Annotated in this window: 17 protein-coding genes; 7 read left to right on the forward strand and 10 right to left on the reverse strand. The window is 73.2% G+C overall.

Features of this window, described 5'->3' with window-relative positions:
• Positions 1-36: 36 nt before the first annotated feature.
• The 6 genes from AB0Q96_RS13125 to AB0Q96_RS13150 all read right to left on the reverse strand — a co-directional run bounded on the left by AB0Q96_RS13125 (position 37) and on the right by AB0Q96_RS13150 (position 9,877).
• Positions 37-3,288, reverse strand: coding sequence for a DUF4082 domain-containing protein (locus tag AB0Q96_RS13125; RefSeq protein ID WP_365324657.1), 3,252 nt, complete (start codon positions 3,286-3,288; stop codon positions 37-39).
• Positions 3,289-3,350: 62 nt separating this feature from the next.
• Positions 3,351-4,466 carry a DegT/DnrJ/EryC1/StrS family aminotransferase gene (locus AB0Q96_RS13130; protein WP_365324659.1) on the reverse strand — a complete coding sequence of 372 codons (1,116 nt, stop codon included), beginning with the start codon at positions 4,464-4,466 and terminating at the stop codon, positions 3,351-3,353.
• Positions 4,463-5,227: an acetyltransferase gene (locus AB0Q96_RS13135; RefSeq protein ID WP_365324661.1), complete on the reverse strand. Its 765-nt coding sequence runs from the start codon at positions 5,225-5,227 to the stop codon at positions 4,463-4,465. The genes AB0Q96_RS13130 and AB0Q96_RS13135 overlap by 4 nt, the downstream gene beginning before the upstream one ends.
• Complete coding sequence (locus tag AB0Q96_RS13140) at positions 5,224-7,362, reverse strand: aminotransferase class I/II-fold pyridoxal phosphate-dependent enzyme (RefSeq protein WP_365324663.1); 2,139 nt, start codon at positions 7,360-7,362, stop codon at positions 5,224-5,226. The genes AB0Q96_RS13135 and AB0Q96_RS13140 overlap by 4 nt, the downstream gene beginning before the upstream one ends.
• Positions 7,359-8,477 (reverse strand): Gfo/Idh/MocA family oxidoreductase, encoded by a 1,119-nt coding sequence (locus tag AB0Q96_RS13145; protein ID WP_365324665.1) that lies wholly within the window; start codon positions 8,475-8,477, stop codon positions 7,359-7,361. The genes AB0Q96_RS13140 and AB0Q96_RS13145 overlap by 4 nt, the downstream gene beginning before the upstream one ends.
• 17 nt (positions 8,478-8,494) lie before the next feature.
• Positions 8,495-9,877: a sugar transferase gene (locus AB0Q96_RS13150; RefSeq protein WP_365324667.1), complete on the reverse strand. Its 1,383-nt coding sequence runs from the start codon at positions 9,875-9,877 to the stop codon at positions 8,495-8,497.
• A gap of 450 nt (positions 9,878-10,327) precedes the next feature.
• Here AB0Q96_RS13150 and AB0Q96_RS13155 point away from each other — a divergent pair, with 450 nt between their 5' ends.
• The 3 genes from AB0Q96_RS13155 (at position 10,328) to AB0Q96_RS13165 (ending at position 13,875) form a co-directional block, all read left to right on the forward strand.
• Positions 10,328-11,212 (forward strand): glycosyltransferase family A protein, encoded by an 885-nt coding sequence (locus tag AB0Q96_RS13155; RefSeq protein WP_365324669.1) that lies wholly within the window; start codon positions 10,328-10,330, stop codon positions 11,210-11,212.
• 247 nt (positions 11,213-11,459) lie between these two features.
• Positions 11,460-12,779, forward strand: coding sequence for a glycoside hydrolase family 6 protein (locus AB0Q96_RS13160; protein ID WP_365324670.1), 1,320 nt, complete (start codon positions 11,460-11,462; stop codon positions 12,777-12,779).
• A 52-nt stretch (positions 12,780-12,831) separates the two neighbouring features.
• Complete coding sequence (locus AB0Q96_RS13165) at positions 12,832-13,875, forward strand: M4 family metallopeptidase (RefSeq protein ID WP_365324672.1); 1,044 nt, start codon at positions 12,832-12,834, stop codon at positions 13,873-13,875.
• An 83-nt stretch (positions 13,876-13,958) separates the two neighbouring features.
• Here AB0Q96_RS13165 and AB0Q96_RS13170 read toward each other — a convergent pair whose 3' ends face one another.
• The 3 genes from AB0Q96_RS13170 to AB0Q96_RS13180 form a co-directional block, all read right to left on the reverse strand.
• Entirely contained in the window at positions 13,959-15,209 is a 1,251-nt protein-coding gene (locus AB0Q96_RS13170) for an MFS transporter (protein ID WP_365324674.1), read from the reverse strand.
• 139 nt (positions 15,210-15,348) lie between these two features.
• The gene (locus AB0Q96_RS13175) at positions 15,349-16,737 is read right to left on the reverse strand and encodes an FAD-dependent oxidoreductase (protein ID WP_365324676.1); all 1,389 of its coding nucleotides are present in this window, start codon (positions 16,735-16,737) and stop codon (positions 15,349-15,351) included.
• A 198-nt stretch (positions 16,738-16,935) separates the two neighbouring features.
• Entirely contained in the window at positions 16,936-17,646 is a 711-nt protein-coding gene (locus AB0Q96_RS13180) for a TetR/AcrR family transcriptional regulator (RefSeq protein WP_365324678.1), read from the reverse strand.
• Positions 17,647-17,790: 144 nt separating this feature from the next.
• Between AB0Q96_RS13180 and AB0Q96_RS13185 the strand changes: the two genes are divergently transcribed.
• The gene (locus AB0Q96_RS13185; RefSeq protein ID WP_365324680.1) at positions 17,791-19,425 is read left to right on the forward strand and encodes an amidohydrolase; all 1,635 of its coding nucleotides are present in this window, start codon (positions 17,791-17,793) and stop codon (positions 19,423-19,425) included.
• Between the two features lie 119 nt (positions 19,426-19,544).
• Here the strand turns inward: AB0Q96_RS13185 and AB0Q96_RS13190 are convergent, their stop codons facing one another.
• The gene (locus AB0Q96_RS13190; protein ID WP_365324682.1) at positions 19,545-20,606 is read right to left on the reverse strand and encodes a LacI family DNA-binding transcriptional regulator; all 1,062 of its coding nucleotides are present in this window, start codon (positions 20,604-20,606) and stop codon (positions 19,545-19,547) included.
• A 139-nt stretch (positions 20,607-20,745) separates the two neighbouring features.
• On the opposite strand from AB0Q96_RS13190, the gene AB0Q96_RS13195 reads away from it, so the two are divergent.
• Genes AB0Q96_RS13195 through AB0Q96_RS13205 form a run of 3 tightly spaced genes read left to right on the forward strand, consistent with a single transcriptional unit; the run spans position 20,746 to position 24,223 of the window.
• Positions 20,746-22,374, forward strand: coding sequence for an ABC transporter substrate-binding protein (locus AB0Q96_RS13195; RefSeq protein ID WP_365324684.1), 1,629 nt, complete (start codon positions 20,746-20,748; stop codon positions 22,372-22,374).
• A gap of 8 nt (positions 22,375-22,382) precedes the next feature.
• Positions 22,383-23,336 carry an ABC transporter permease gene (locus AB0Q96_RS13200; RefSeq protein WP_365324757.1) on the forward strand — a complete coding sequence of 318 codons (954 nt, stop codon included), beginning with the start codon at positions 22,383-22,385 and terminating at the stop codon, positions 23,334-23,336.
• A complete protein-coding gene (locus AB0Q96_RS13205; protein WP_365324686.1) occupies positions 23,333-24,223 on the forward strand; it encodes an ABC transporter permease in 891 nt (296 codons plus the stop codon). The genes AB0Q96_RS13200 and AB0Q96_RS13205 overlap by 4 nt, the downstream gene beginning before the upstream one ends.
• Positions 24,224-24,227: the final 4 nt, after the last annotated feature.

The raw sequence follows: 24,227 nt of genomic DNA on the forward strand, positions 1-24,227 counted from the left end.
CTGCGTTCCCCGATTTCGGTGGGTGCGGTCGATCGGTCAGCCGGTCGTGAAGACCGGGCCGACCCAGTAGTTCGTCGAGTTGTAGGAGCTGTTCGGGAAGGCGCTCGTGGCGCCGTACCGGTACAGCCCGTTGGCGTTCCCGGCGGCGTCGGCGGGTGCCGACAGCGGGTAGTTGAGGTGAGCGCCCGTGAAGAACCCGGCGTCCGAGGCGTAGTTGCCGTTGGGCGCGTGGTACGAGGCCACGTAGGTGGTGCCCGCGGTGATCGTGACCGGAGTGGCGAAGGTCAGGGTCTGCCAGCCGGTGGCCGTCTCGCCGCTGAAGGTGCCGGTGGCCAGCTGGGTGCCGTCGGCGGCCCACAGGCTGCCGGTGTGGCTGCCGGTGTTGGTCGCCCCCTTGTAGAACGTGATGCCCGTGACCTTGCCGTTCAGCGAGGACTGGAAGCGGGTGCCCAGTTCGAGGGAGTTGCCGTCACTGGTCTCGGCGGTCTTCGAGGGGACCGTCTGCGCGCTCCACAGGGTGCAGGGGCAGGCGGCCGGCGGCGGGGTCGAGCTCGTCGTGAAGGTCCAGCTGACCGGGTCGGGCATCGCGTTGCCCCACAGGTCGGCGGCCTGCACGGAGACCGTGTACGTGGTGCCCAGCGCCAGCTGGCTGTTGAGCGTGAACGCCGCGGTCTTCCCGTCCCCGTCGAGCGTCGCCCGGCCCGGGACCGAGGCGCCGCCGGGGCCCTGCACGGTGAACAGCAGGGTGCCGCTGTCGATGCTCTGGTTGAAGGTGGCCGACAGCGGGGCCGTGATCGACACCCCGGTCACCCCCGGGCTCGGCGTGCGGCCGGTGACGACCGGCGGCACGGTGCTGGCCGAGCCGGTCTCCAGGATGGCGTCGACCCAGTAGTTGCTGCCCGCGGACGCCTGGTTCGGGAAGCCGCTGGTGGTGCCGTACCGGTAGACGCCGTTGCCGCCGTCGGTGCCGGACTGCAGCGCCGTCAGCGGGGCGAGGCCGGCGGCCTTGTCGGTGAAGTAGTGCGCGTCGTAGGAGTATCCGCCGCTCGGCGCGAAGTACGAGGCGACGTAGGTGGTGTTGGCCTTCACCGGGACCGGGTTGGCGAACTTCAGCTCCTGCCAGCCCGAGGCGGTCTCGTTGGTGAACGTGCCGGTCGCCAGGAGCTGGCCGCCGGCGGACCAGAGGCTGCCCTTGTGGGTGCCGACGTTGGCGCTCGACTTGTAGAAGCGGACGCCGGTGATCGTGCCGGGCGCCGAGCTGCGGACCTTCACCCCGAGCTCGACGGAGCTGCCGTCGCCGCTGTTGGCCTTGGTGGGCGCGGCCGTGGCCGGCCACACCGTGCACGGGCACTGCTGCTGTGTCACGGTCAGCGGGACGGTGCTGACGGCGCCGAGGTTGACGCTGTCGTCGACGGCGCGGACCTTCAGCTGTACCGGCCCCTCCGTCAGCGGGGTCCACTTGTAGGTCCAGGAGCCGGTGCCCTCGGCCGCCTTCCAGGTGGTGCCGCCGTCGGTGGAGACCTCCACCCGGGCGACCACGCCGCCCGCGTCGGCCGCCGTGCCGGCGACGGTGATCTGCCGCAGCGCGGGGACCGAGCCGTTCGGGGCCGGGCTGGTCACGTTGACCGTGGGGCCGGTGACGTCCTGGGACGCCTGGGCCGTGACCAGGTTGTCCTGGAGGCTCTTCGGCTGGAATCCCATGTCGGCGAGGATGTTCACGGTGGCCTGCTGCATCCGCTTGTCCTCGGTGATCACCCCGCCGTTCGGATCGGCCGTCGGGACGTTGGTCAGACCCCAGGACCACTGCACGGTGCCGGTGCCGAACACCAGGGCGCGCGAGGTCGGGTCACGGAAGGCGACCAGGCTGTGGGTCGCGGTGCCGTTGCCGTAGTAGTTGCCCCAGTCGAGCAGGTAGTTGCCGTCGTTGACGTCGACGGAGGTGGACGAGAGCCTGATCTGGCCGGCCGGCCGGGAGGCGTTCTCTATGTCGCTGTCCCACTCGTAGCCGAGGGTGCCCTGCGGGAAGGTGGCCACCTGGTTGCCGGTCAGCGCGGCGACCGAGGTGTTGCGCCACAGCCGCATCTTCGCGAACGCGGCGGGCACCGTGATGGCGTCGTTTCGGGGGCCGTTCACCTGGAACAGCGAGCCGGTGAGGATGTTCTGCGGCCGGTAGGGCTCACCCTCCTTGGTGCTGTCCGGGTCCATCCAGGTGCCCGTCCACACGTTGCTGGGGTCGGGCACGCCGTTCGGCGTGGGGAACTTGAGCTTGGTCTCCTTGTAGCAGACCAGCGTGCGGTTGGCGGTGCCGCTGCCGTCGATGCTCGGTTCCAGCCGGGTCTTCCAGAAGATCTCGTTGCCGGAGAAGTACGTCTGGTGCTGGCCCGACTTGCGCGCGTTGAGCACGTTGGTGAACTGCTCCTGCGTCCAGTACTCGTCGTGCCCCTGCGACATGAACATCTTGTGGTTGGCGAGCAGCGCGGCGCCCCGGGTGGCCGTGTCCAGCCCGGAGACGTAGCTGAGGTCGTAGCCGTTGCGCTCCAGCCACGAGATCATCTCGAACTCGGAGCCGTAGATGCCGTTCTCGCCGCCGATGTCCATCGGGCGGTTGTAACTGACCTTGTACGCGCGCCCGTCGGGCGCCGGCCCCTGGCCGTCGTACAGGTTCGTGCCGCCCCAGTCGTTGTACGCCTGCCAGGTCTGGTCCGAGGTCTGCACGACGATGTCGGAGCGGCTGGCGTCGTTGCGCACCACGAACGGGTAGGGCATCAGGCCGTTGCCGTCGGCCTGGTCGAAGTTGGCCACGTACAGTCCGGACACCGCGTCGCTCGGCACGGTCCAGTTCACGGTGGTCGGCCAGTTGCCGCAGTCCATCAGCCCCGTCGGCTGGTCCTTCAGACAGCTGGGACGCTGCGTGAAGTAGGTGGCGGGGTAGGTCTGGTCGGCCTGCGCCTGGGTGGAGACCAGCCGGGCGCCGTCACCCCCGTACCAGCCGAGCCGGTAGATCCGGACCCGGTAGGACGAGGGGGACTGGACCTTGAACTGGAGGGTCTCCCCGGCCTGCAGGCTCATCTTGGTGGGGAATCCCGCGATGTCGCCCCAGGAACTGCCCGCGAACCAGTCGGACATGGGCGTGCCCGGCTTGGAGTTCTCGCAGACGATGGGATTGCTGCCCGATCCGCATGGATCGGCGAGCGCGCTCGCCTCTCCGGCCGGCGGCAAGAAGATCGCAGTCAGCGCCGCCGCCAGGGCGAACAGGGCGCCTCTGGCTCGGCGGAATCGGTTTTGCATCGCTGTACCTTTCACGGGCAGTACAGATCCAGGCCTACCGGCCGGGGGTGGGGGAGCGGGCCCTAGTTCAGGGCGTTCACCAGTGCGTCCACGACCTGCTGCTGCTGGTCGGGGGTGATCTGCGGGAAGAGCGGGAGCGAGAGGATCTCGCCGGCGGCCCGCTCGGCGTGCGGGAAGTCCCCCCGGCGGTGGCCGAGGTGGGCGTAGGCGGGCGTCAGGTGGACCGGGTCCGGGTAGTGCACCCCGGCGCCGATGCCGCCCGCGTTGAGCTTGCCCACCACCGCGTCGCGGTCGGCCCCGGGCACCCGCACCACGTAGAGGTGCCACACGTGCTCGTTGCCCTCGGCGGTGGCCGGGAGCACCAGCCGCCCGGACCCGGCGAGCGGGGCGAGCAGCTCGTCGTAGCGGGCCGCCGCCGCCCGCCGGGCCGCGTTGCCGGCGGCGAGCCGGCGCAGCTTGGCCCGGAGCACCACGGCCTGGAGCCCGTCGAGCCGGCTGTTGAAGCCGGGCACGTCGTGCCGGTACTTCTCGACCCCGCCGTGGTTGGCGATCGCCCGGACCAGGGCGGCCGCCTCCGGGTCGTCGGTGAGCACCGCGCCCGCGTCGCCGTAGGCGCCGAGGTTCTTCCCCGGGTAGAAGCTGGTGGCGGCGATGCCCCCGCTGCCCGGCGTCCGGCCGTCCCGGCTCGCACCCTGGCTCTGCGCGGCGTCCTCGACGATCCGTACGCGCTCCGGCAGCGCGGCGGCCAGCGCGGCCACGTCCGCGCTCTGCCCGTACAGGTGGACCGGCACCACGGCCCGGGTGCCCGGCCCGACCGCGGCCACGGCGGCCGCCGGGTCGATCAGCAGGGTCTCGGGGTCGCAGTCGACCAGGACCGGCCGGGCCCCGGCACGGGCGACCGCGCCGGCCGTGGCGATGAAGGTGTTCGCGGGCACGACCACCTCGTCGCCGGAGCCGACCCCGCTCGCCCGGAGCGCCAGCTCCAGGGCGTCGGTGCCGTTGGCGACGCCCACGACGTGGGCGACGCCGCCGAACTCGGCGTACTCCCGCTCGAACTCCCGGACCTCCGCGCCGCCGATGAAGGCGGTCCCGGCCAGGACCCGGTCGAAGCCGGCGCGTATCTCCTCGGCGACCTCGGCGTGCGCCGCCTTCAGGTCCACCAGGGGGATCTGGTTCATGTGCCGTTCACTCCTCTTGCCGGGACGGGCGGGACGTGCGGGACCGGCGCGACCGCCCGGCCCGGCTCGGGGACGATGTCGTCGGCGGGGCCGGGGCCCTCGGCCGTGAGCTGTGCGAGGGCCGAGGGCGCGGCGGCGCGCAGCCGGCGGGCCGGGGAACCGGCCCACACCTCACCCGCGGGGACGTCGGCCAGGACGGTGCTGCCCATGCCGACGAGCGACCAGGCGCCGACCGCCGTGCCCTCGCGGACCAGCGCGCCGGCGCCGAGGTAGGCGCCCCGGCCGATCCGGGCGCCGCCGCCGAGCCGTACCCCGGAGGCGAGGGTCGCGAAGTCCGCGACCTCGTCGTCGTGGGTGAGGACGGTGTGCGGCATCACCGCGACGTGCCGGCCGACCCGCACCGCGGCCGTCAGGACCGTGTGGGCGAGGAGCACCGTGCCGGGGCCGAGCGTCGAGGTGGACGAGACCACCGCGGTCGGGTGCACCACGGTGGCGTAACGCTCCTGCGGCAGGCCGAGCCGCTCGACCACCCGGGCCCGGGACGCGTAGTCGCGGGGGCTGCCGACGCACACCACGAAGGACGCGCCGGGCAGCTCCCGCACCAGCGCGCTGCCGCCGAGCACGGGCACGCCGTCGACCTCGACGCCGTGCAGCGCCGGGTCGTCGTCGAGATGGCCCGCCAGCGGCAGGCCGGCGGCGCGGGCGGCCTGCGCGGTCTCCCGCGCGAAGCCGCCGGCGCCGATGAGGACGAGCTGGGTCACGGACGCGCCGCCGCTTCCCGCAGAACGGCGACCACCCGGTCCTGCTGCTCCTCGGTCAGGGTGTGGAACAGGGGCAGGATCAGCGAGTCGCGGGCGATCCGCTCGGTGGCCGGCAGCGGTCCGGCGGGGTGGCCCGCGTAGGCCGGTTCGAGATGGCCGGCCATGATGCCCCGACGGGCCGACACCCCGGCCTCGGCGAGCACGGCGAGCAGCTCGTCGCGGCCCACCGGGAAGTCCTCGGCGAGCAGCACCCAGTACGACTGGAAGTTGCCCTCCCCGTGCGCCGGGTCCCGCACCGGCTCCAGGCCGGGCACGTCCCGCAGCAGCTCCCCGTAGCGGGCGGCGAGCTCGCGGCGGCGGGCCACCATCGCGTCCAGCTTCGCCAGCTGGGCGAGGCCGACCGCGGCCTGGATGTCGGTCATCCGGTAGTTGAACCCGGTCTCCAGGTAGCTCTCCAGGACCGGCTTGCCGCTCGCGTGCCGCTCGGCCGCCGAGACGTTCATCCCGTGCTCGCGCAGCCGGCGCAGCCGCGCCGCCCACGCGTCGTCGTCGGTGGTGACCATCCCGCCCTCGCCGGTGGTGAGCAGCTTGCGCGGGTGGAACGACCAGGCGGCGAGCAGCGCGCCCCGCCCGACGGACGCGCCGTCGACGGTCGAGCCGATCGCGCAGGCCGCGTCCTCCACCAGCGGCAGCCCCCAGCCCTCGCAGGCGGCCCGCAGGCTGGTGACGTCCGCGGGCACCCCGCCCTGGTGGACCAGGAGGACGGCCTTGGTACGGGGGGTGCGGACCGCGTCCACGGTGCCGGCGGTGAGGTTGCCGGTGGCGAGGTCGACGTCGGCGAAGACCGGTTCGGCGCCCACGTACCGCACGGCGTTGGCGGTGGCGATGAAGGAGAGCGAGGGGACCACGACCTCGTCCCCGGGGCCCAGCCCGAGGGCGACCAGGGCCAGGTGGAGGGCGGTCGTGCAGGAGCTGACCGCCACCCCGTGCCGGGCGCCGACCCGCTCCGCGAAGGCCCGCTCGAACTCGGCGACCTTCGGGCCCTGCGCGACCCAGCCGGACAGCACCGTGTCGGAGGCGGCCTTCGCCTCCTCCTCGCCGAGCCACGGCACCATCACGGGAATCCGCGCGGGAGCCCGCCCGGCGGCGGCCACGTCGGCGTCCGTCCCCGTCGCGCCCTTCTCCGCCCGCCACCAGTCGACCAGGTCCCGCAGGCCGGTCCGCAGGTCGATCTCGGCCTTGAAGCCGAGCCGCTCCTCGGCGAGCGTGGTGTCCGCGAGCCGGCGGGTCACCCCGTTGACCGCGCGGGCCGGTCCGTGCACGGGCTCCAGGTCGGAGCCCATCACGCCGAGCAGCCCGTCGGCGAGCTCGCGCAGCGAGGTCTCGGTGGCGCTGGCCACGTTGAACACCTCGTCGGTGAGCCCGTCGCGCGCCGCCAGGATGTTGGCGCGGGCGATGTCACGGACGTCGACGAAGTCCATCGTCTGGGTGCCGTCGCCGAGGATCAGCGGCGGCTCGCCCGCCTCGATCCGCTCCATCCAGCGGATCAGCACCTCGGTGTAGAGGCCGTGGATGTCCATCCGGGGCCCGTACACGTTGAAGTAGCGCAGCGCCACGTAGTCCAGGCCGTACATCGAGTGGAAGCTGCGCAGCATTCCCTCGTTGAACGCCTTGGCCGCTCCGTAGAACGTGTCGTTGTTGTACGGGTGGTGCCGCTCGGTCGTCGGGAACGACTCCGCCAGGCCGTACACGGAGGCCGACGAGGAGGCGATCACCTTCCCGACCCCGGCGGCCGCGGCGGCCTCCAGGACGTTGAAGGTGCCGTTCACCATGACCTCGTTGGCGAGCCGGGGCTCCTCCGCGCACTGCGTGATGCGGATCGCCGCCAGGTGGTAGACGAGGTCGGCGCCCTCGGTCACCCGGTGGACGGTCGCCGCGTCACGGATGTCGCCCTCGACGAGCTCGACCCGGCCGCTCGCCAGCGCCCGGGCGAGGTTGGCCCGCCGGCCGCGCACGAAGTTGTCCAGCACGACGACCTGGCTCGCACCCCCCTCCACGAGGAGGTCCGTCACATGGGAGCCGATGGTGCCGGCACCGCCGGTGACCAGGACCCGCTTGCCCGCGATATCGCTCAACGCCGTTCTCCCAGCACTTCGTCACCGTTCTTGAGGGACCGGTCGGAACCGGTCCGCAGCCCGACGACGGCACCGCGGAACTCCAGGCTCCGCGACGCCGCCTCCAGGATGTCCAGCACCCGCAGCCCCGCCCGGCCGTCGGTCAGCGGCGGCCGTCCCTCCGTGATCGCCGCGGCGAACTCGTCGACCATGCTGCGCAGCGCCTCCTTCTCGCCGATCGCGGGGGCGACCATGTCGCCGCTGCGGTACGAGATGAGGGCCTCGCGGCGCTCGTCCGCGCCCAGCTCCTGGGGCGTCGCCAGATCCACCCCGCGGTCGAACAGCGCGACGCGCTGGGCGGGGTTGAGGTCGTCCCAGATCAGGGTGCGCTTGGAGCCGCCGACCATGGTGGTGCGGACCTTGGTCGGGGAGAGCCAGTTGACGTGCACGTGGGCGATGGCCCCGGTGTTCAGCTGGAGGGTCAGGTACGTGATGCAGTCCTGGCCCGCGCCGATCGGGTCGGCGCCGTGCGCGGCGACCGCGACCGGCTCCACGTGCTCGGGCAGGATGAAGTCCAGGATGGACAGGTCGTGCGGGGCGAGGTCCCACAGCACGTCGATGTCCTTCTGGACCAGACCCAGGTTGATCCGCACCGAGTCCACGTAGTGGATGTCGCCGAGCGCGCCCTCGCGCACCAGCTCGCGGATCTTCGCGACCGCCGGGGTGTAGCAGTAGGTGTGGTCGCACATCAGGGTCAGGCCGCGCTCCGCGGCCTCGGCGACCAGCCGTGCCCCGTCGGCGTACGTGGTGGCCAGCGGCTTCTCGACCAGGACGTGCTTGCCCGCGCGCAGCGCCGCGAGCGCCACGTCCAGGTGGGTGCCGGCCGGGGTGGCCACGGCGACGGCGTGCACCGCCGGGTCGGCCAGGACCGCCGCGTAGTCGTCGGTGGCCTGGACCGTGGAGTACCCGCCGAGGACCCGTTGGGCGCGCGTGACGTCGAGGTCGCAGAGCCAGCGCAGCCGGAAGCGGTCGCTGGCCTGGAAGTTGCGCACCAGGTTCGGGCCCCAGTAGCCGGCGCCTATGACGGCGACCCCCAGCCGCCCGTCCGGCCGGTCGGCGTCGTTCACGTCGGTCACGTGGTTTCCCCTCATCATCAGTAGGCCCCTGTTCCGCGCAGGACGGCGGGGCCGGTGCGCAGCAGGATCAGCGCGTCCAGGCCGAGCGACCAGTTGTCCACGTACGCCAGGTCGAGGCGTACGGCCTCGTCCCACGGCAGGTCGGAGCGGCCGCTGACCTGCCACAGGCCGGTGAGGCCCGGTTTGACCAGCAGCCGGCGCCGGACCTCGTGGCTGTATCCGGCGACTTCCTCGGGCAGCGGCGGGCGCGGCCCGATGAGCGACATCCGCCCGTTCAGCACGTTGAGGAGCTGGGGCAGTTCGTCGATCGAGTAGCGGCGCAGGGTGGCGCCGACCCGGGTGATCCGCGGGTCGTCGCGGACCTTGAACAGCAGGCCGTCGCTGTTGTGGTTGGCGTGCGCGAGCTCGTCCCGGACCGCCTCGGCGTCGGGCCGCATCGTCCGGAACTTGAACATGGTGAACTGCTTGCCGTGCAGGCCCACCCGGACCTGCCGGAACAGCGCCGGGCCGCGGCTGCCGAGCCGTACCGCCAGCGCGACGGCGCACATCAGCGGGGCGAGCGCGAGCAGCAGCACGGCGGCGAACAGGCGCTCGGCGAGCTCCTTCGGCAGCCGGGCCCAGCGGGACAGCCGGGGGGCCCGCAGGCGTATCAGCGGAACCCCGCCGACGGGCCGAACCTCCAGGCGCGAGGCGGCCACGTCACCGAACGGCGGCGCCAGCAGGAAGTCGCCGCCCGCGGCGGCCGTGCTCCACGAGAGCGCCCGCAGCATGGTCGCGTCGATCTCCGGCGAGGGCAGCACCACCACGGTGGTGGAGCCGCCGAACCCCCGGATCGCGCCCGGGACTTCGTCCACCCCGCCGAGCACGGGCACGCCCAGCTTGTCGAGCACCGCACGGCCCCGGTCGTGGCCGGGGTCGGTGAGGCACACGCCGGCGATGTCCATGCCCGGGAGTCCGACCCGGCCGGGCGTGCGGCCGGAGCCGCCGTTCCACAGCGCCGACAGGAGCGCGGAGACGCCCGCCGAGGGTCCGACCAGGATCGCGGTGGTCCGGTTTCGCCCCTGCGCCCAGTCGCGGCGCAGCCAGCGCCGGAGCAGGAAGCGGGCGGCCAGGGTGAGGGCGGCCACGACCGGGGCCGCCAGGATCATCTCGTGCAGCAGGTCGAGATCCCGGACCAGACCCCAGCCGAGGACCGCGGCCAGGGCCGGCAGCACCAGGGCGCCGCGCAGCACCCGGCGGTACATCTCACCGCCGGTGCCGAACGAGCCGCGGTCGTAGGCCCGGTGGGCGCACATCAGGGCGACCCAGACCGGCGGCAGGCCGAGGACGACGGGCCAGCGGCCCACCGCGCCGAGGACGCTCGCCGCGGCGACGGCGGCCGCCATCGTGTCCGCGGTCAACAGGATTATCTGGTGTCTCCTCCGCCACCACAGGCGGTGGACATCGAAATGTGTGGATTCGACTCGATGCCGCTCATGCGTGACCGGCAGGACGGTCATCCATTCCCCCCAAGGGCGATTCACGCGCACCCTGTTGGACCACCGCGCCCCTCCCGAGGGACTGCTCACGAGAGCGGCTCGCGGGCACGGGAAAGAATGCGGTGGTACGACGAGGGTGCGCGGCTCTTCCGCCTGACTGAACGGTGCGGACCGCGGTCGCAAGTCTCCCCAGCCACGGCCGGTGTCCGCACAGGACGCTGAATCCGCCCGGGACGAGTCGTGTTCGTGCCCCAGCGGATCCGGCAGCGCTCAATCTAGACCAACTAGGGCAGTCCATCCAGGAGTTGTGTGAAACTCCTACCGATACTTGAAGGAACTGTAAGAGTGGGACGCCTTGGTCATACTGTCCCAGTGCCCAGCATCGTGATCCCCGCCCACAACGAGGAACGTACCCTCGGCCGCCTCCTGGACGCCCTCCTGGACGGCGCCGGCGACGAGGAGTTCGACATCGTCGTCGTGTGCAACGGCTGTACGGACGCCACCGCCCGCGTCGCCGCGGGGCACGGCCCGCGCGTCCGGGTCGTCGAGACCCCCGTGCCCTCCAAACACGAGGCCCTGCGCCTCGGCGACACGCACGCCCGGGGCTTCCCCCGGATCTACGTGGACGCCGACGTGGTGCTCGGCGCCGGGGACGTCCGCGCCCTGACCGCCGCGCTCGCCGGACCCGGCGAGGTCCTCGCCGCGGCGCCCGAGCGGGAGCTGCCGATGACCGGCTGTTCCTGGCGGGTGCGCGCGTACTACCGGGTGTGGCAGCGGCTGCCGGCGGTCCGCGAGGGGCTCTTCGGGCGGGGCGTCATCGCCATGTCCGGCGAGGGCCACGCCCGGATCGCCGCGCTGCCGCCCCTGATGGCCGACGACCTGGCCGCCTCGCTCGCCTTCGGGCCGGCCGAGCGCAGCGTGGTCCGCGCCGCCCGCGTGGTCGTCCGGCCGCCGCGCACCTGGCGTGACCTGATCCGGCGCCGTGTCCGGGCGGCCACGTCCACGGCCCAACTGGAGGACCACCAGGCCCGGTCGGCGGCCGGGGACCGGCAGGCGGCTCCGGAGCCCGCCGCGCCGCCCTCGGCCCGTACCGGCGTCTCCGACCTGCGGGCCCTGCTGCGCGCCGACCCCCTGCTGCTGCCGGCCGTCCTCGTCTTCCTCTCGGCGGCGCTCGCGGCGCGCAGGGGCGCGCGCAAGGCCATCAAGGCGCGGGACTTCGACACCTGGCTCAGGGACGAGAGCAGTCGGCGGGACTGAATCGCGGGCGTGTTCCGGACGCGGTTTCGGGCGGCGTTCGGGAATGCGTCCGGGATTGTGTGCGAGAGGGGCGCCGGGAGGGTGTCCGCGATTGCGTTCAGGAATATGTTCGGGATTGCGTTCGGATTTTGTTCGGGAATGTGTTCCGCGCTGAATCCGGACTGAATCCGGACTGAACGAAAGGTTCCGGCCCCCTGGTTGATCATCGCCGCCTACGCTGCGAGGGACCGCACCACGGGAGGCCCTCATGAAGTTCCGGATGCGCGGACGGCGTTCCGCCGCACTCGCCGCGGCGCTCGCCGTCTGCGCGGCCTGGACCGCCGTCGCCCCGGTGGCCTCGGCCGAGTCCCCCGGCGGGGGAGCGGCACCTGAGGGGCCGCTCACCACCGCCACCCGGTTCTACGTCGACCCCGACAGCGGCGCCGCCCGGCAGGCGGTCCTCGACGAGGCGGGAGGCGCGGGGAGCGCCGCCGACGCCGCGAACATGCGGCGGCTCGCCGCGCTGCCCCAGGCCGCCTGGTTCACCGGAGGCACCCCCGAGGGCGTGCGCGCCGGAGCGGGCGCCCTCGTCACGCGGGCGCGCGCCGCCCAGCAGGTCCCCGTGCTCGTCGCGTACAACGTCCCCGGCCGTGACTGCGGGCTCTACTCCAGCGGCGGCGCCCCCTCCTCGGCGGCCTACCGCGACTGGATCGGCGGCCTCGCCGACGGCATCGGCGAGGGCCCCGCGCTGGTGATCCTGGAACCCGACGGCCTGGCCGCCCTGCCCAAGGACTGCGCGGGGAACATCGACCCCACCGGCGCGCTCACCGCCGCCCGCCTCGCCGACCTCGACTTCGCCGTCACGACGCTCAAGCGGCACCCCGGCACCGCCGTCTACCTCGACGCGGGCAACAGCCAGTGGAAGGCCGTCGGCGACATCGCCCGGCGTCTGATCGACGCCGGCGCGGGCAAGGCCGACGGCTTCTCCCTGAACGTCTCCAACTTCCAGCCCACCGAACAGCTCACCCGCTACGGCACCTGGGTCTCCAAGTGCGTCTGGTTCGCCACCCGCGGCCCCGACTGGGCCCGCGGCCACACCGACTGGTGCGCGAGCCAGTACTACTCCGGCGCCGCCCCCAACGACGGCGCGCCCGGCAACGCGGTCTCGGCGGCCGACCCCACCACCTGGCACTGGACCGACGCCTGGTACGACCAGTCCACCGGCAGCCCGGCCGGCACCGAGCTCCTCCACTTCGTCGTCGACACCAGCCGCAACGGCCGCGGCCCCTGGACCCCCGCCGCCGGCACGTACGCCGACCCGGAGACCTGGTGCAACCCGCCCGGCCGGGGCATGGGCCCGCGCCCGACCGCCGACACCGGCGTCCCGCTGGCCGACGCCTACCTGTACGTGAAGATCATCGGCGAGTCCGACGGCAGCTGCACCCGGGGCACCGGCGGCCCCGTCGACCCCGAGTACGGCGTCGTCGACCCGCCCGCCGGCGCCTGGTGGCCGGAGTTCGCCCACGGTCTCGCCCGCGAAGCCCGGCCCGCCCTGACCCTCGACGCGGACCCCGTCCCTGCGCGATGATCACGCCCGCACCACGCCACCCCCCTCACATCCCCCCATCAGGAGGACGTTGATGGCACGCCGCACAACCCGCGGCCTGATCGCCGCGGCCACCGCCGCCGTGGCGCTGACCGCCTCGCTCACGACGGCCACGGCCGCCACACCCGCGCCCGCCGCGAGCGGTCCGCAGGCACGGATCTTCATGGTCAACCCGGTGCAGTCCTCCGGCGACCAGACGCTCGCCGACGCCAAGGACGCCGCCGACGCGGTGCCCGCCTCCGCCTACACCACCGCCGCGCTGCGCAACCTCGACGGCAGCGGCGGACTCTCCGGGCGCTGGGCGTACATCAGGTCCGAGACCGGCGCCCCCGCCAAGGTCGCCGACGCCGGTGCGTACAACCGGCGCGACGACCAGTTCGAGCAGGTCATGGCCTACTTCTGGGTCAACGAGTCCCAGGAGTACCTCCAGGGCCTCGGCTTCGGCACCGAACTGCCCGGCGCCAACGACCGCCCGCAGGCCGTGCGGCTCAACCAGTGGGGCTCGGACAACTCCTTCTTCACCGACAAGAAGGACGAGATCCGCTTCGGCAAGGGCGGCGTCGACGACTCCGAGGACGCCGAGGTGATCGTCCACGAGTATGGGCACGCCGTGCACGAGGCCCAGGTCCCCGGCTTCGGCAGCTCCCCCGAAGGGGGCGCGATCGGTGAGGCGTTCGGCGACTACCTGGCCGTCGAGGTCGGCAGCCACGCCGCCGCCCGCTACGGCTGGCCGGTGAAGACGGACCTCGCCTGCGTCGGCGACTGGGACTCCGTCCCGTACAGCACGGCCCCGCACTGTCTGCGCCGCGTCGACGGCGACAAGACGTACGCGGACCGGGTCGGCGAGGTGCACGCGGACGGCGAGATCTGGTCCCGTGCCCTGTGGGACATCCGCGGCGCGCTCGGGGCCCGGACCGCCGACCGGATCATCGTGAACGCGCAGTTCGGCTTCGCGCCCGACACCTCCTTCTCGGACGCGGCGACGAAGACGATCGCGACGGCCCAGCGGATGTACGGCCCGGCCGCGGCGGACGCGGTCCGCGCCGCGTTCAAGGCCCGGGCGATCCCCGGGGTCTGACACGGAAACGGGGGTGGAACCCGGTGCACGCCACCGGGTTCCACCTCCGCCCCCCATGGACGCGCTTGCGCACGCCCGCGCCGTCAGCGCACGCCCTTGATCCCCGCGACCGAGGCCGCGCCGAGCAGCGTGAGCAGGGCCGCCACGACGTACAGGCCGTCATAGCCGAGCGTGCCGACGAGGAGCGAGGCCAGGAACGGGGCGATGATCTGCGGCCCCGCGTTGGCGATGTTGAGGACGCCCAGGTCACGGGCCGCGTCGTCGGCGCTCGGCAGGACCATCGTGACCAGGGCCGTGTCCACCGCCATGAAGCAGCCGAAGGCCAGCGCGGTGAGGACCGTGAAGACCAGCATGCCGGTCCACGTCGGCAGGAACACCGGCACCAGCATCGACACGCCGCTCAGCGCGCAGGACACCGCGATCATCGGCTTGCGCCGGCCCATGCGGTCGGAGAGCAGACCGCCGGCGACCGTGGCGAGCAGGGTGCACACGGCGTCGATGGGGGCGGTGATCGCGACGGCGTCGGTGGGGGAGAGCCCGGCGGGCAGGGTGATGTGGTCCTGGAGGATGTACAGCTGGTAGAGGGAGACGGAGAAGAAGCCCAGCATCAGCAGGAAGCGCCCGATGAACGCCCAGCGGAAGTCCGCGTTCGCCGGCGTGGAGGCGAAGGCCGTGATCTGCCGCCGCAGCGGTACCGGCGCGGCCGGGGCGGCCTTCCCGCGGTCCCGCACGAGAGCGGTGAAGAGGACGGCCGCGCCCGCGACGACCGCGCCCATGACGAGGTAGCCCGTCGTCAGCGAGTCCGGCACGAAGAGCGCGGCGCCGGTGATGCCGACCGCCGAGCCGATCGGGGTGCCGATCCCCACCATCGCCGAGGCGAGACCGCGCCGTTCGACCGGCACCCGGTCGGGCACGATCGCGGTGAGCGCGGCCTGGTAGACGTTCATCGTCGCCTGGACGAGGCACCAGGCGACGGTCACGAGCAGCACGGTCCGCACGGCGCCGAGCAGGCTCAGCGCGCCGAGGGCCGCGAGACCGCCGCCCAGGATCCACGGACTCCGCCGGCCGGAACGGTCGGACAGCAGACCGGCCAGCGGGTTGAACAGGGTCGCGAGGATCGCGGCCACCCCGGAGACCAGCCCCAGGTTCGCCACCTTGTCGGCCGGGTCGAGGAGTTCGACCTGCACCGGCAGCAGGATGCCGCCGACGCCCATGTAGACCGTGAACAGGGCCGCGTGGGCGAGCGTGAGCAGCGGCAGCAGCCGGCGCAACCCACCGCCGGACCCGGCTCCGGGTCTCGTGGCGGTGGGCGGGGCGGTGTCGGGGGACTTCAACAGGGGCCTCCTCGGCGGTGATGCACGGGGTGCGGGTGGCGTGGGGGGCCCAGGTGATGCGGGTGGCGCGGGTGGCGCGGGTGGTGCAAGAGACGCAGGCGGTGCAAGTGACGTAGGTAGTGAGGGTGGTGCGCCCCCGTCAGCTGCCGAAGCCGAGTCCGGCGCGGTCCAGGGTCCGCAGCCACAGGTTGCGGCGGCCCTCGTGGGCGTCGGCGCGGGCGAGGGCCCACTGGGTGATCCCGATGCCCACCGAGCGCATCGGCTCGGGCGGGAACGGCAGCGGCTTGCGGCGGACGAGCTCCAGGGAGGTGCGCTCGGTGCGCTCTCCGGCCAGCAGGTCGAGCATGACCTCCGCGCCGAAGCGGGTGGCGCCGACGCCCAGGCCCGTGTAGCCGGCCGCGTAGGCGACCTTGCCCCGGTGGCTGGTGTCGAAGAAGACGCAGAAGCGCGTGCTGGTGTCGATGGCACCGCCCCAGGCGTGGCTGAAGCGCACCCCGGCGAGCTGCGGGAAGGTCCCGAAGAAGTGCCGCGCGAGGGTCACGAAGGACTCGGGCCGCTGGTCGTGCTCGGCCCGCACGGCGCGACGGTGGACAGCGTCGTAGCCGCCCCACAGGATCCGGTTGTCGGCGGACAGGCGCACGTAGTGGAAGCTGTTGGCGCAGTCGGCCCAGCCCTGCCGGTTCTTCCAGCCCACGGAGGCGAGCTGAGCGTCCGTCAGAGGTTCGGTCATCAGGGCGTAGTCGTAGACCGGGACGGTGTACGGGCGGTGCCGGCGCAGCAGGGAGGGGTACGCGTTGGTGGCCAGCGCGACCCGGCGGGCGCGCACCCGGCCGTACGGGGTGGTGACGGCTACCCGGGCGCCGTCCTCGGAGAGCCCGGTCCCCGGGGTGTGCTCGTAGACGCGGACGTCCAGTTCCTGGCAGGCCCGCTTCAGACCCCAGGCCAGCTTGGCGGGGTCGACCATGGCCACGTCGTCCTTGTTCCACAGTCCGCCGAGGAAGGTCGGGGAGTCGATCTCGGCGCGGACGGCGGACTCGTCGAGCATGGTCAGCTCCCCGCCGTACCGCTGGGCGGCCTCGGCCTCCTCCGCCAGGCCGTCGAGCTGGTACGGCTCGGTCGCCACGGCGAGGGAGCCGGTGCGCTCCCAGTCGCAGTCGATCCCGTACCGCTCGATCGTGTCCTGCATGGCCCGCAGGTTCTCCCGGCCGAGGCGCTCCAGGCGCCCGATCTCGTCCGGCCAGCGCGCGATGCCGTTGCCGAGGCCGTGGGTGAGGCTCGACTCGCAGAAGCCGCCGTTGCGGCCGGAGGCGGCGCCGCCGACCTGGTCCGCCTCGATGACGACCACGTCGGCGGACGGGTCGCGCTCCTTGGCGATCAGCGCGGTCCACAGCCCGGTGTAGCCGCCGCCGACGACCAGCAGGTCGCAGTCGGTGGGGCCGACGAGGGCCGGCGAGGCCTGCGGCCTGCTCGGGTGGTCCAGCCAGAACGGGGTGGGCGAGGCGTCGCGGAGCGAGTGCACGGGGTCCATGGGGCGGGGCTCCTTCGGATCGCGGAGGTACGGGCCTCCGAAGTGCCGCCATGAGAACCGGCCAGGCGATTTTGCGTCAATGGTGTTGACGTAAGGGCGCAAGAGACCATGCCATCGACCCGGCCCCGCAGGCCCCGCTCACCCCGTCCCGTCCGCTCCACTCACCCCGCCCCACTCACCCCGTCCCGTCCGCCCCGCTCACCCCGTGCCCCGCGCGGCGAGCCGGGCGCCGACCGCGTCCAGCATCAGTTCCAGCGCGAACGGATGCCCGCTCTCGCTCATGTCCGCCGCGAGCAGCGGAAACGTCGCGGCGACATGCGGGTGTGTGGTGGCCGAGAGCTTCCCGTAGGCCGCGTGCCAGACCTGCTCGTCCGCCTCCCGGGCGGGCTCCGGCAGGGCGAGGGCGGCCGCGTCCAGGGCCGCGAAGGCGAGCGCCTGGTCGACGAACGCGTGGTAGATCCGCACCGCCTCCGCGTCCGGGAAGCCGGCCCCGCGCAGCACCGAGAGGATCGCCTCCACCGCCCGGGTCTCGTGCTCGCGCCCGGTCGTGCGATGGGCCGCGAGCACCGCCGCCTGCGGGTTGGCCAGGTAGGCGGCGTGGATGCGCAGGGCGATGTCCCGCAGGTCGGCCCGCCAGTCGCCGGTCGCCCGCCAGCCCCGCTGCGCCACGCCGATCAGCTCGTCGGCGAGGGCCAGGAGCAGGTCGTCGGTGTTGCGGAAGTAGCGGTACAGCGCGCTCGGGTCGGCGCCCAGCGCGGCGCCGAGCCGCCGCACCGACAGGGCTTCCGCTCCGTGCTGGGCGACGAGCCGCAGCGCGGTCTCGATGATGATCCGCTCGGAAAGGACGGTGCCCTGCTTGGTGGGGCGCCTGCGCTGTCGCCGGTTCTCCGGCACCACTCGTTCGGCCATGCCGCGACCTTATGACAACGCCCTTGACGTGTGAACCGTCACAGCGGTTGCATGACGCCCCTCGCACCGGCCCCGCCTCGGGGCCCGTCCGGCGGCCCGGGGCGGCATCGGCCCCGGCCCCCTCACCTTCCCAGGAGTACGTACATGAGCACGGCCGACCTGGTCTTCACCGGTGGCCCCGTCTTCACGGGCGACCCCGCCCGTACCCGGGCCACCTCCCTCGCCGTCGTCGGCGAGCGGATCATCGCCGTCGGCCACGACGAGGTCCGCGGCCTGATCGGGCCGCGTACCGAAGTCGTCGACCTGGCCGGCAAGCTGCTGATCCCGGGCTTCCAGGACGCCCACATCCACGCCGTCTCCGGCGGGATGGAGATGGCCCAGTGCGACCTCACCGGCACCACGGGCGTCGACGACTACCTGCGGATCATCGGCAGCTACGCGGCCGAGCACCCCGACCGCCCCTGGATCACCGGCGGCGGCTGGTCGATGGAGAGCTTCGAGGGCGGACTGCCCTCCCGGCACCTGCTCGACGAGCTGGTCGCCGACCGGCCCGTGCTCCTGGCCAACCGCGACCACCACGGCGCCTGGGTCAACTCCCGCGCCCTGGAGCTCGCCGGGATCACCGCCGAGACGCCCGACCCGGCCGACGGCCGCATCGAGCGCGAGGCCGACGGGACCCCGAGCGGCGTCCTCCAGGAGGGCGCGGTCGCGCTCGTCCAGCGGCTCGTCCCGCCGAGCACCGCGGCCGACCGGACCGACGGACTGCTGCGCGCCCAGGCGATGCTGCACTCGCTCGGCATCACCGGCTGGCAGGACGCCCTCCTCGGCTCCTTCAGCGGGATCTCCGACCCCTCCGACGCCTATCTCGCCGCCGCCCGCGACGGCTCCCTCACCGCGCGGGTCAGCGGCGCGCTGTGGTGGGACCGGGCCCGCGGCGCCGAGCAGATCCCCGAACTCGTCGAGCGGCGCGCGAAGTCGAGCCACGGGCGCTTCCGGGCCGGCTCGGTGAAGATCATGCAGGACGGCGTCGCCGAGAACTTCACCGCCGCCATGACCAGCCCCTACCTCGACGCCTGCGGCTGCGCCACGGCGAACACCGGACTCAGCTTCGTCGACCCCGAGGCGCTGCGCGGCTACGTCACCGAGCTCGACGCCCTCGACTTCCAGGTGCACTTCCACGCGCTCGGCGACCGTGCCGTCCGCGAGGCCCTGAACGCCGTCGAGGCCGCGATCGAGGCCAACGGGCGGCGCGGCAACCGCCACCACCTGGCCCACCTCCAGGTCGTGCACCCCGAGGACATCGCCCGTTTCGCCCGGCTCGGCGCGCTGGCCAACATCCAGCCGCTGTGGGCCGCGCACGAGCCGCAGATGGACGAGCTGACGATCCCGTTCCTCGGCCCCGAGCGCGCCGCCTGGCAGTACCCGTTCGGCGACCTGGTCCGGGCCGGCGCCACCCTGGTGGCCGGCAGCGACTGGCCGGTCAGCAGCCCCGACCCGCTCGCCGGTCTGCACGTGGCCGTCAACCGGGCCGAGCCCGGCGCCACCGACGGCCGGGTCTTCCTGCCCGAGCAGCGCCTCGACCTCAGCACCGCGCTGGCCGCCTACACCGCGGGCTCCGCGCACGTCGGCGGTCACGACGAGGCCGGCAGCCTGCGCGCCGGGTACCTCGCGGACCTCGTCGTCCTCGACCGCGACATCCTCACCGGTCCGGACGAGGAGATCGCCGAGGCCCGGGTGGAGCAGACCTTCGTCGGCGGCACCCGCGTGTACGCGGGCTAGGGGGAGCCGTGACGGTCGGACGGGAACGACGGGCGGCGCCGCGCGGGGTCGCGGGGTGCCGCGCGCCCCGGGCGGTCGTCACGGCACCCGGCGGCGGCCGGGCCGGAGCCCGGCGGCCGTCACGACGAGTCCCGCACCTCCAGCCGCGCGGTGAGCAGCACACCCGGAGGGGTGCCGCCGCCGTCCTCCAAGGCGGAGACGAGCAGCTTCAGACCCGCCTCGGCGACCTCGGCCGGGCGCAGGCTCAGCGTGGTGACTGGCGGGTCGGCGTGGGCGGCGGTGCTGTCCTCGCTGACGCACACCACCCGCACGTCCCCGGGCACCGCGAGGCCGAGCCGCCGCGCCGCGTCCAGGACCAGCGGCGGGCTGGCCTCGGCCACGACGAACAGCCCGTCCGGCCGGGGCTCGGCGCCCAGGGCCTCCTCGACGGACCGGATCACCGGCCCGTTGCCGGGGGTGGGCACCAGGGTGACCAGCTCCTCGGCGCCGTGCCGGGCGCACCAGGCGCGGTAGGCGGCGTGGACGTGCCGGTGGAAGCGGGTCGTGCTGTCCGGCAGGACGAGCGCGGTCCGCCGGGCCCCCCGCTCCCGCAGGTGGTCCAGGGAGTCCCGTACGGCGGCGTCCGTGTCGATGTCGACCCAGTGCGCGCCGGTCCGGTCCGCGACCGACGCGTCGCTGAAGACCGGGATGCGGGCGGCGAGGAAGTCCTCGACGAGGGGATCGTCCTCGACGGGGTCGGCGACGATCACCGCCTCCAGGGGCAGGTCGGCCCACTCCCGCTGCAAGGTCCCCGCGGGCAGCATCACCATCGCGTAGCCGTGCCGCAGGGCGGCGGCGGCGGTCGCGCTCGTCAGCCGGGCGAAGTACGGCGAGTCCAGGTAGGTCCAGGGCCGGCCGGCGAACTCGCCCACGACGTAGCCGATCAGCCGGGCCCGCCCGGCGCGCAGCTGCCGGGCGGTGGCGTTGGGGCGGTAGCCCATCCGTCGCGCGGTCTCGCGCGCCCTCTCCCGCACCTCGGGGGAGAGGCGCCCGGTGCCGTTCAGCGCCGCGGAGACGGTCGTCTTCGAGAGACCGGCCTCACGGGCCACGTCGATGAGCCGCACCCGGGGTCCGGGCGGTCGTGCGCCGGGTCCGCCGGGCCTGTCACCGGCATGCCCTCCGAACTGTTCACGTGTGGTCACAGCCCGATGCTGCCACCTCCGTGACCATTGCAAAACCGTTCCCGCAAAGTCTTGTGCGGGAACGTTCCCGCATCAATACTCGCTCCATCCCCCACCATCCCCAGTGCACGTCTCTACACCCGTAAAGGGGTGGGTCTCCTTGCGCACGCCCAGACTCCTCGCAGCCCTCGCCTGTACCTCGGCCCTCGCCCTCGCGGCGACCGGCTGCTCCGGCGCCACCAAGCCGGGCGGCGACGCCGCCGCGTACACGGTCACGCCGACCTCCCCCGCGGCGAAGGGCCGGCTGTCCTCCCTGACGTGGTCGCTGTACGCCGAGCCGTACACGCTCGACTACGCCCAGGCCTTCGACTACCCGCCGAACACCGTCCTCGCCAACGTCTGCGAGCAGCTCCTGCGGGTCACCCCCGACCTGAAGATCGAGCCCGGTCTCGCCGTCAAGTGGGAGAACCCCGACCCGACGTCGTGGGTGTACACCCTGCGCCCCGGAGTCCGGTTCCACGACGGCACCACCATGACCGCCGACGACGTGGTCGCCTCCCTCAAGCGCCAGATGGACCCGGCCACCGGCTCCCCCTGGGGCTCCGCCTTCAAGAACGTCAAGGCGATCGAGAAGACCGGACCCCTCCAGGTCACCCTCCGGCTCAGCAAGCCCGACGTGCTCCTCAACGAGCTCATGGCCGCCTCGCCCGGCACCATCGAGAGCGCCGCCTTCCTCGCGAAGACCGGCAAGGAGTACGGCGTCCCCGGCGGCAAGGTCAACTGCACCGGCCCCTACGCGCTGGAGAAGTGGCAGCAGGGCGAGTCCATCACCCTCAAGAAGCACCCCGGGTACTGGGACAAGAAGCTCACCCCGAAGACCGACACGGTCCGCTTCACCTTCGTCGAGGACCCCTCCGCCCGGACCAACACCTTCCTGTCCGGCACCGCCGACGGCGGCTACATGGTCCCCTCGTCCTCCCTCGCGCAGCTGCGCTCGTCCAACAAGGGCAAGCTGTACTTCGGCCCCAACACGGCCGCCGCCAACCTCGCGGTCCTCGACTTCAAGGGCACCCTCGGCGACCTGAAGGTCCGCCAGGCGCTGTCCATGGCGCTCGACCGCAAGAACATCATCAAGGCCGCCGCCGGAGGCATCGGCATCCCCGCCAAGGCCCCCACCGCGCGCGGCGCCTGGTCGCTCCTCCCCGAGCGCACCGACAAGTACTTCGCCGAGCTGCCCGAGCCCGTCTACGACGTCGCCGCCGCGAAGGAGCTCGTGGACCAGGCCGGCGCCACCGGCAAGAAGGTCACCCTGGTGACCAGCACCCTCGCCCCCGAGATCAGCGTCGTCGCCAACGCCGTCCAGGCCGCCGGCCGCCAGATCGGCCTCGACGTCCAGCTCAAGTCCGTCTCGCCCGAGGCGTACAGCAGCATCTTCGTCGACAAGAACGCCCGCAAGGGACTCGACCTGGTCATCACCAACGGCTACGACAACACCCCGGACCCGCTGGAGTTCTACCAGTACTTCCGCACCGGCGACTTCGGGAACTACGGCAACTGGTCCGACCCCGTCTACGACGCCGCCTTCGACCGCGCCAACACCGCCGTCGACCCGGGCGCCCGCTCCGACCTGACCGCCGAACTCCAGAAGATCGCGGTCCGCGAGCTGCCCAGCATCCCGATCTACGAGGCCCCGTTCTCGGTCTTCCTCGGCAACCGCATCACCGGCGCCCCCACCGGCATCGCCCAGCTGTACTACCCCTGGGCCGCGACGATCGGTGCCGCCTCCTGATGAACGGCATGCTCCGCTACTTCCTCGGCCGGTTCGCCGGACTCCTCGCCGTCCTCCTGGTCACCTCCTTCGTGGTGTTCGCCAGCGTCCACCTCGCCCCCGGTGACCCGGTCTCCTTCCTGCTGCACGGCCGCCCGGCCACCCCCGAGACCGTCGCCGCGCTGCGCGCCGAGTACCACCTCGACGACCCGCTCGCCGTCCAGTACGCCAAGTGGCTCGGCGGCGCGCTCCACGGCGACTTCGGGCGCTCCGCCCAGTACCACCAGGACGTCTCGGCCCTGCTCGGCTCCCGGCTCACCGGCACCGTGCTGCTCGTCGGCTACTCCGCCGTCCTCGTCGCCGTCGGCGGCGTGGCGGCGGGCATGCTGGCCGCGCTGCGCCCCGGCTTCCTCGACCGGCTGGTCCTCATCGCGACCGGCGTCGCCACCGCCACCCCCTCGTTCGTCAGCGCCATCGCCCTGGTCTCGCTGTTCTCCGTGAACCTCGGCTGGTTCCCCGGACCCGGCGGCACCCCGGAAGGACTCGGCGAACGCCTCTACTACCTCACGCTGCCGGCCTTCGCCCTCGCCACCACCTTCGCCGGACTCCTCGCCCGCGTCACCCGCTCGGCGATGCTCGACGAACTCGGCCGCGAACACGTGGACGTCTCCCGCGCCCGCGGCGTCGCCGGCCGCACCGTGGTCCGCCGGCACGTCCTGCGCAACAGCCTCGGACCGGTCGTGACCGTCGGCGGCACCATGCTCGCCGGACTCCTCGTCACCACCTCCGTCGTCGAGACCGCCTTCGACGTGCCCGGCATCGGCTCGCTCCTCGTGCAGTCCGTCAGCGCCAAGGACTTCGCGGTCGTCCAGGCCATCACCCTGCTCAGCGTCGCGGCCTTCGTCCTCGTCAACCTGGTCGTCGACCTCTGCGCCCCCCTCATCGACCCCCGGCTCACCCTCCTCGGGGAAGGCACCTCATGACCCTCACCGCAAGCCCCGGGGCGGCCGGCCCCACGGACGCGCTGCGCCGCCGGCCCGGCCTGCGCCGCCTGCGGGCGCTCGGCCAGGGCCCGATGTTCAACGCGGCCGTGCTCCTCCTCGTCGCCCTCGTGCTCGTCACCGCGCTGGCCCCGCTCCTCGCCCCGTACGACCCCGAGGCGATGGACCTCACGTCGAGCCTCGTCGGCACCAGCGGCGACCACCTCCTCGGCACCGACCAGTCCGGCCGCGACATCCTGTCCCGGCTCATGTACGGCGCCCGCACCGGACTCCTCGGCCCGCTCCTCGTCGTCGCCGTCTCCACCCTCCTGGGCACCGTGCTCGGCGTCGTCGCCGGCTGGCGCGGCGGCTGGGCGGACGCCTTCCTCTCCCGGTCCATGGACCTGGTCTTCGCCATCCCCGGCCTGCTCCTCGCGATCATGCTGGTGGCGGTCGTCGGCTCCGGCATGACCGCGCCCGTCATCGCCATGGCCGTCGCCTACACCCCGTACGTCGGACGCCTGGTCCGCGGCATCGCCCGCCAGGAGAAGGCCCGCCCGTACATCGAGTCCTACCGGGTGCAGGGCTGGTCCGGCTGGACCATCTGCCTGCGCCACCTGCTGCCCAACATCACCCCCACCCTCCTCGCCCAGTCGGCGATGAACTTCGGCTACGCGCTGATGGACCTCGCCGCGCTCTCCTTCCTCGGCTTCGGCGTCCAGCCGCCGACCGCCGACTGGGGCGCCATGATCAACGAGGGCCAGTCGGCGATCCAGCAGGGCGCGATGCTGCCCGCGCTCGCGCCGTCCGTCTGCATCGTCCTCGCCGTCGTGGCGTTCGGCATCGTCGGCGAGGGCATCGCCGACCGGATCGCGAAGCGGGAGCGGTGACCCC

This window comes from Streptomyces sp. NPDC093111 (genome assembly GCF_040683955.1).
GTDB lineage: Bacteria > Actinomycetota > Actinomycetes > Streptomycetales > Streptomycetaceae > Streptomyces.

Excerpts from the sequence above, each read along its gene's own strand:
- AB0Q96_RS13205 (WP_365324686.1), top strand. The coding sequence starts at position 23,333 with ATGACCCTCACCGCAAGCCCCGGGGCGGCCGGCCCCACGGACGCGCTG.
- AB0Q96_RS13175 (WP_365324676.1), bottom strand. The coding sequence starts at position 16,737 with ATGGACCCCGTGCACTCGCTCCGCGACGCCTCGCCCACCCCGTTCTGG.
- AB0Q96_RS13165 (WP_365324672.1), top strand. The coding sequence starts at position 12,832 with ATGGCACGCCGCACAACCCGCGGCCTGATCGCCGCGGCCACCGCCGCC.
- AB0Q96_RS13200 (WP_365324757.1), top strand. The coding sequence starts at position 22,383 with ATGCTCCGCTACTTCCTCGGCCGGTTCGCCGGACTCCTCGCCGTCCTC.
- AB0Q96_RS13180 (WP_365324678.1), bottom strand. The coding sequence starts at position 17,646 with ATGGCCGAACGAGTGGTGCCGGAGAACCGGCGACAGCGCAGGCGCCCC.
- AB0Q96_RS13185 (WP_365324680.1), top strand. The coding sequence starts at position 17,791 with ATGAGCACGGCCGACCTGGTCTTCACCGGTGGCCCCGTCTTCACGGGC.
- AB0Q96_RS13125 (WP_365324657.1), bottom strand. The coding sequence starts at position 3,288 with ATGCAAAACCGATTCCGCCGAGCCAGAGGCGCCCTGTTCGCCCTGGCG.
- AB0Q96_RS13130 (WP_365324659.1), bottom strand. The coding sequence starts at position 4,466 with ATGAACCAGATCCCCCTGGTGGACCTGAAGGCGGCGCACGCCGAGGTC.
- AB0Q96_RS13160 (WP_365324670.1), top strand. The coding sequence starts at position 11,460 with ATGAAGTTCCGGATGCGCGGACGGCGTTCCGCCGCACTCGCCGCGGCG.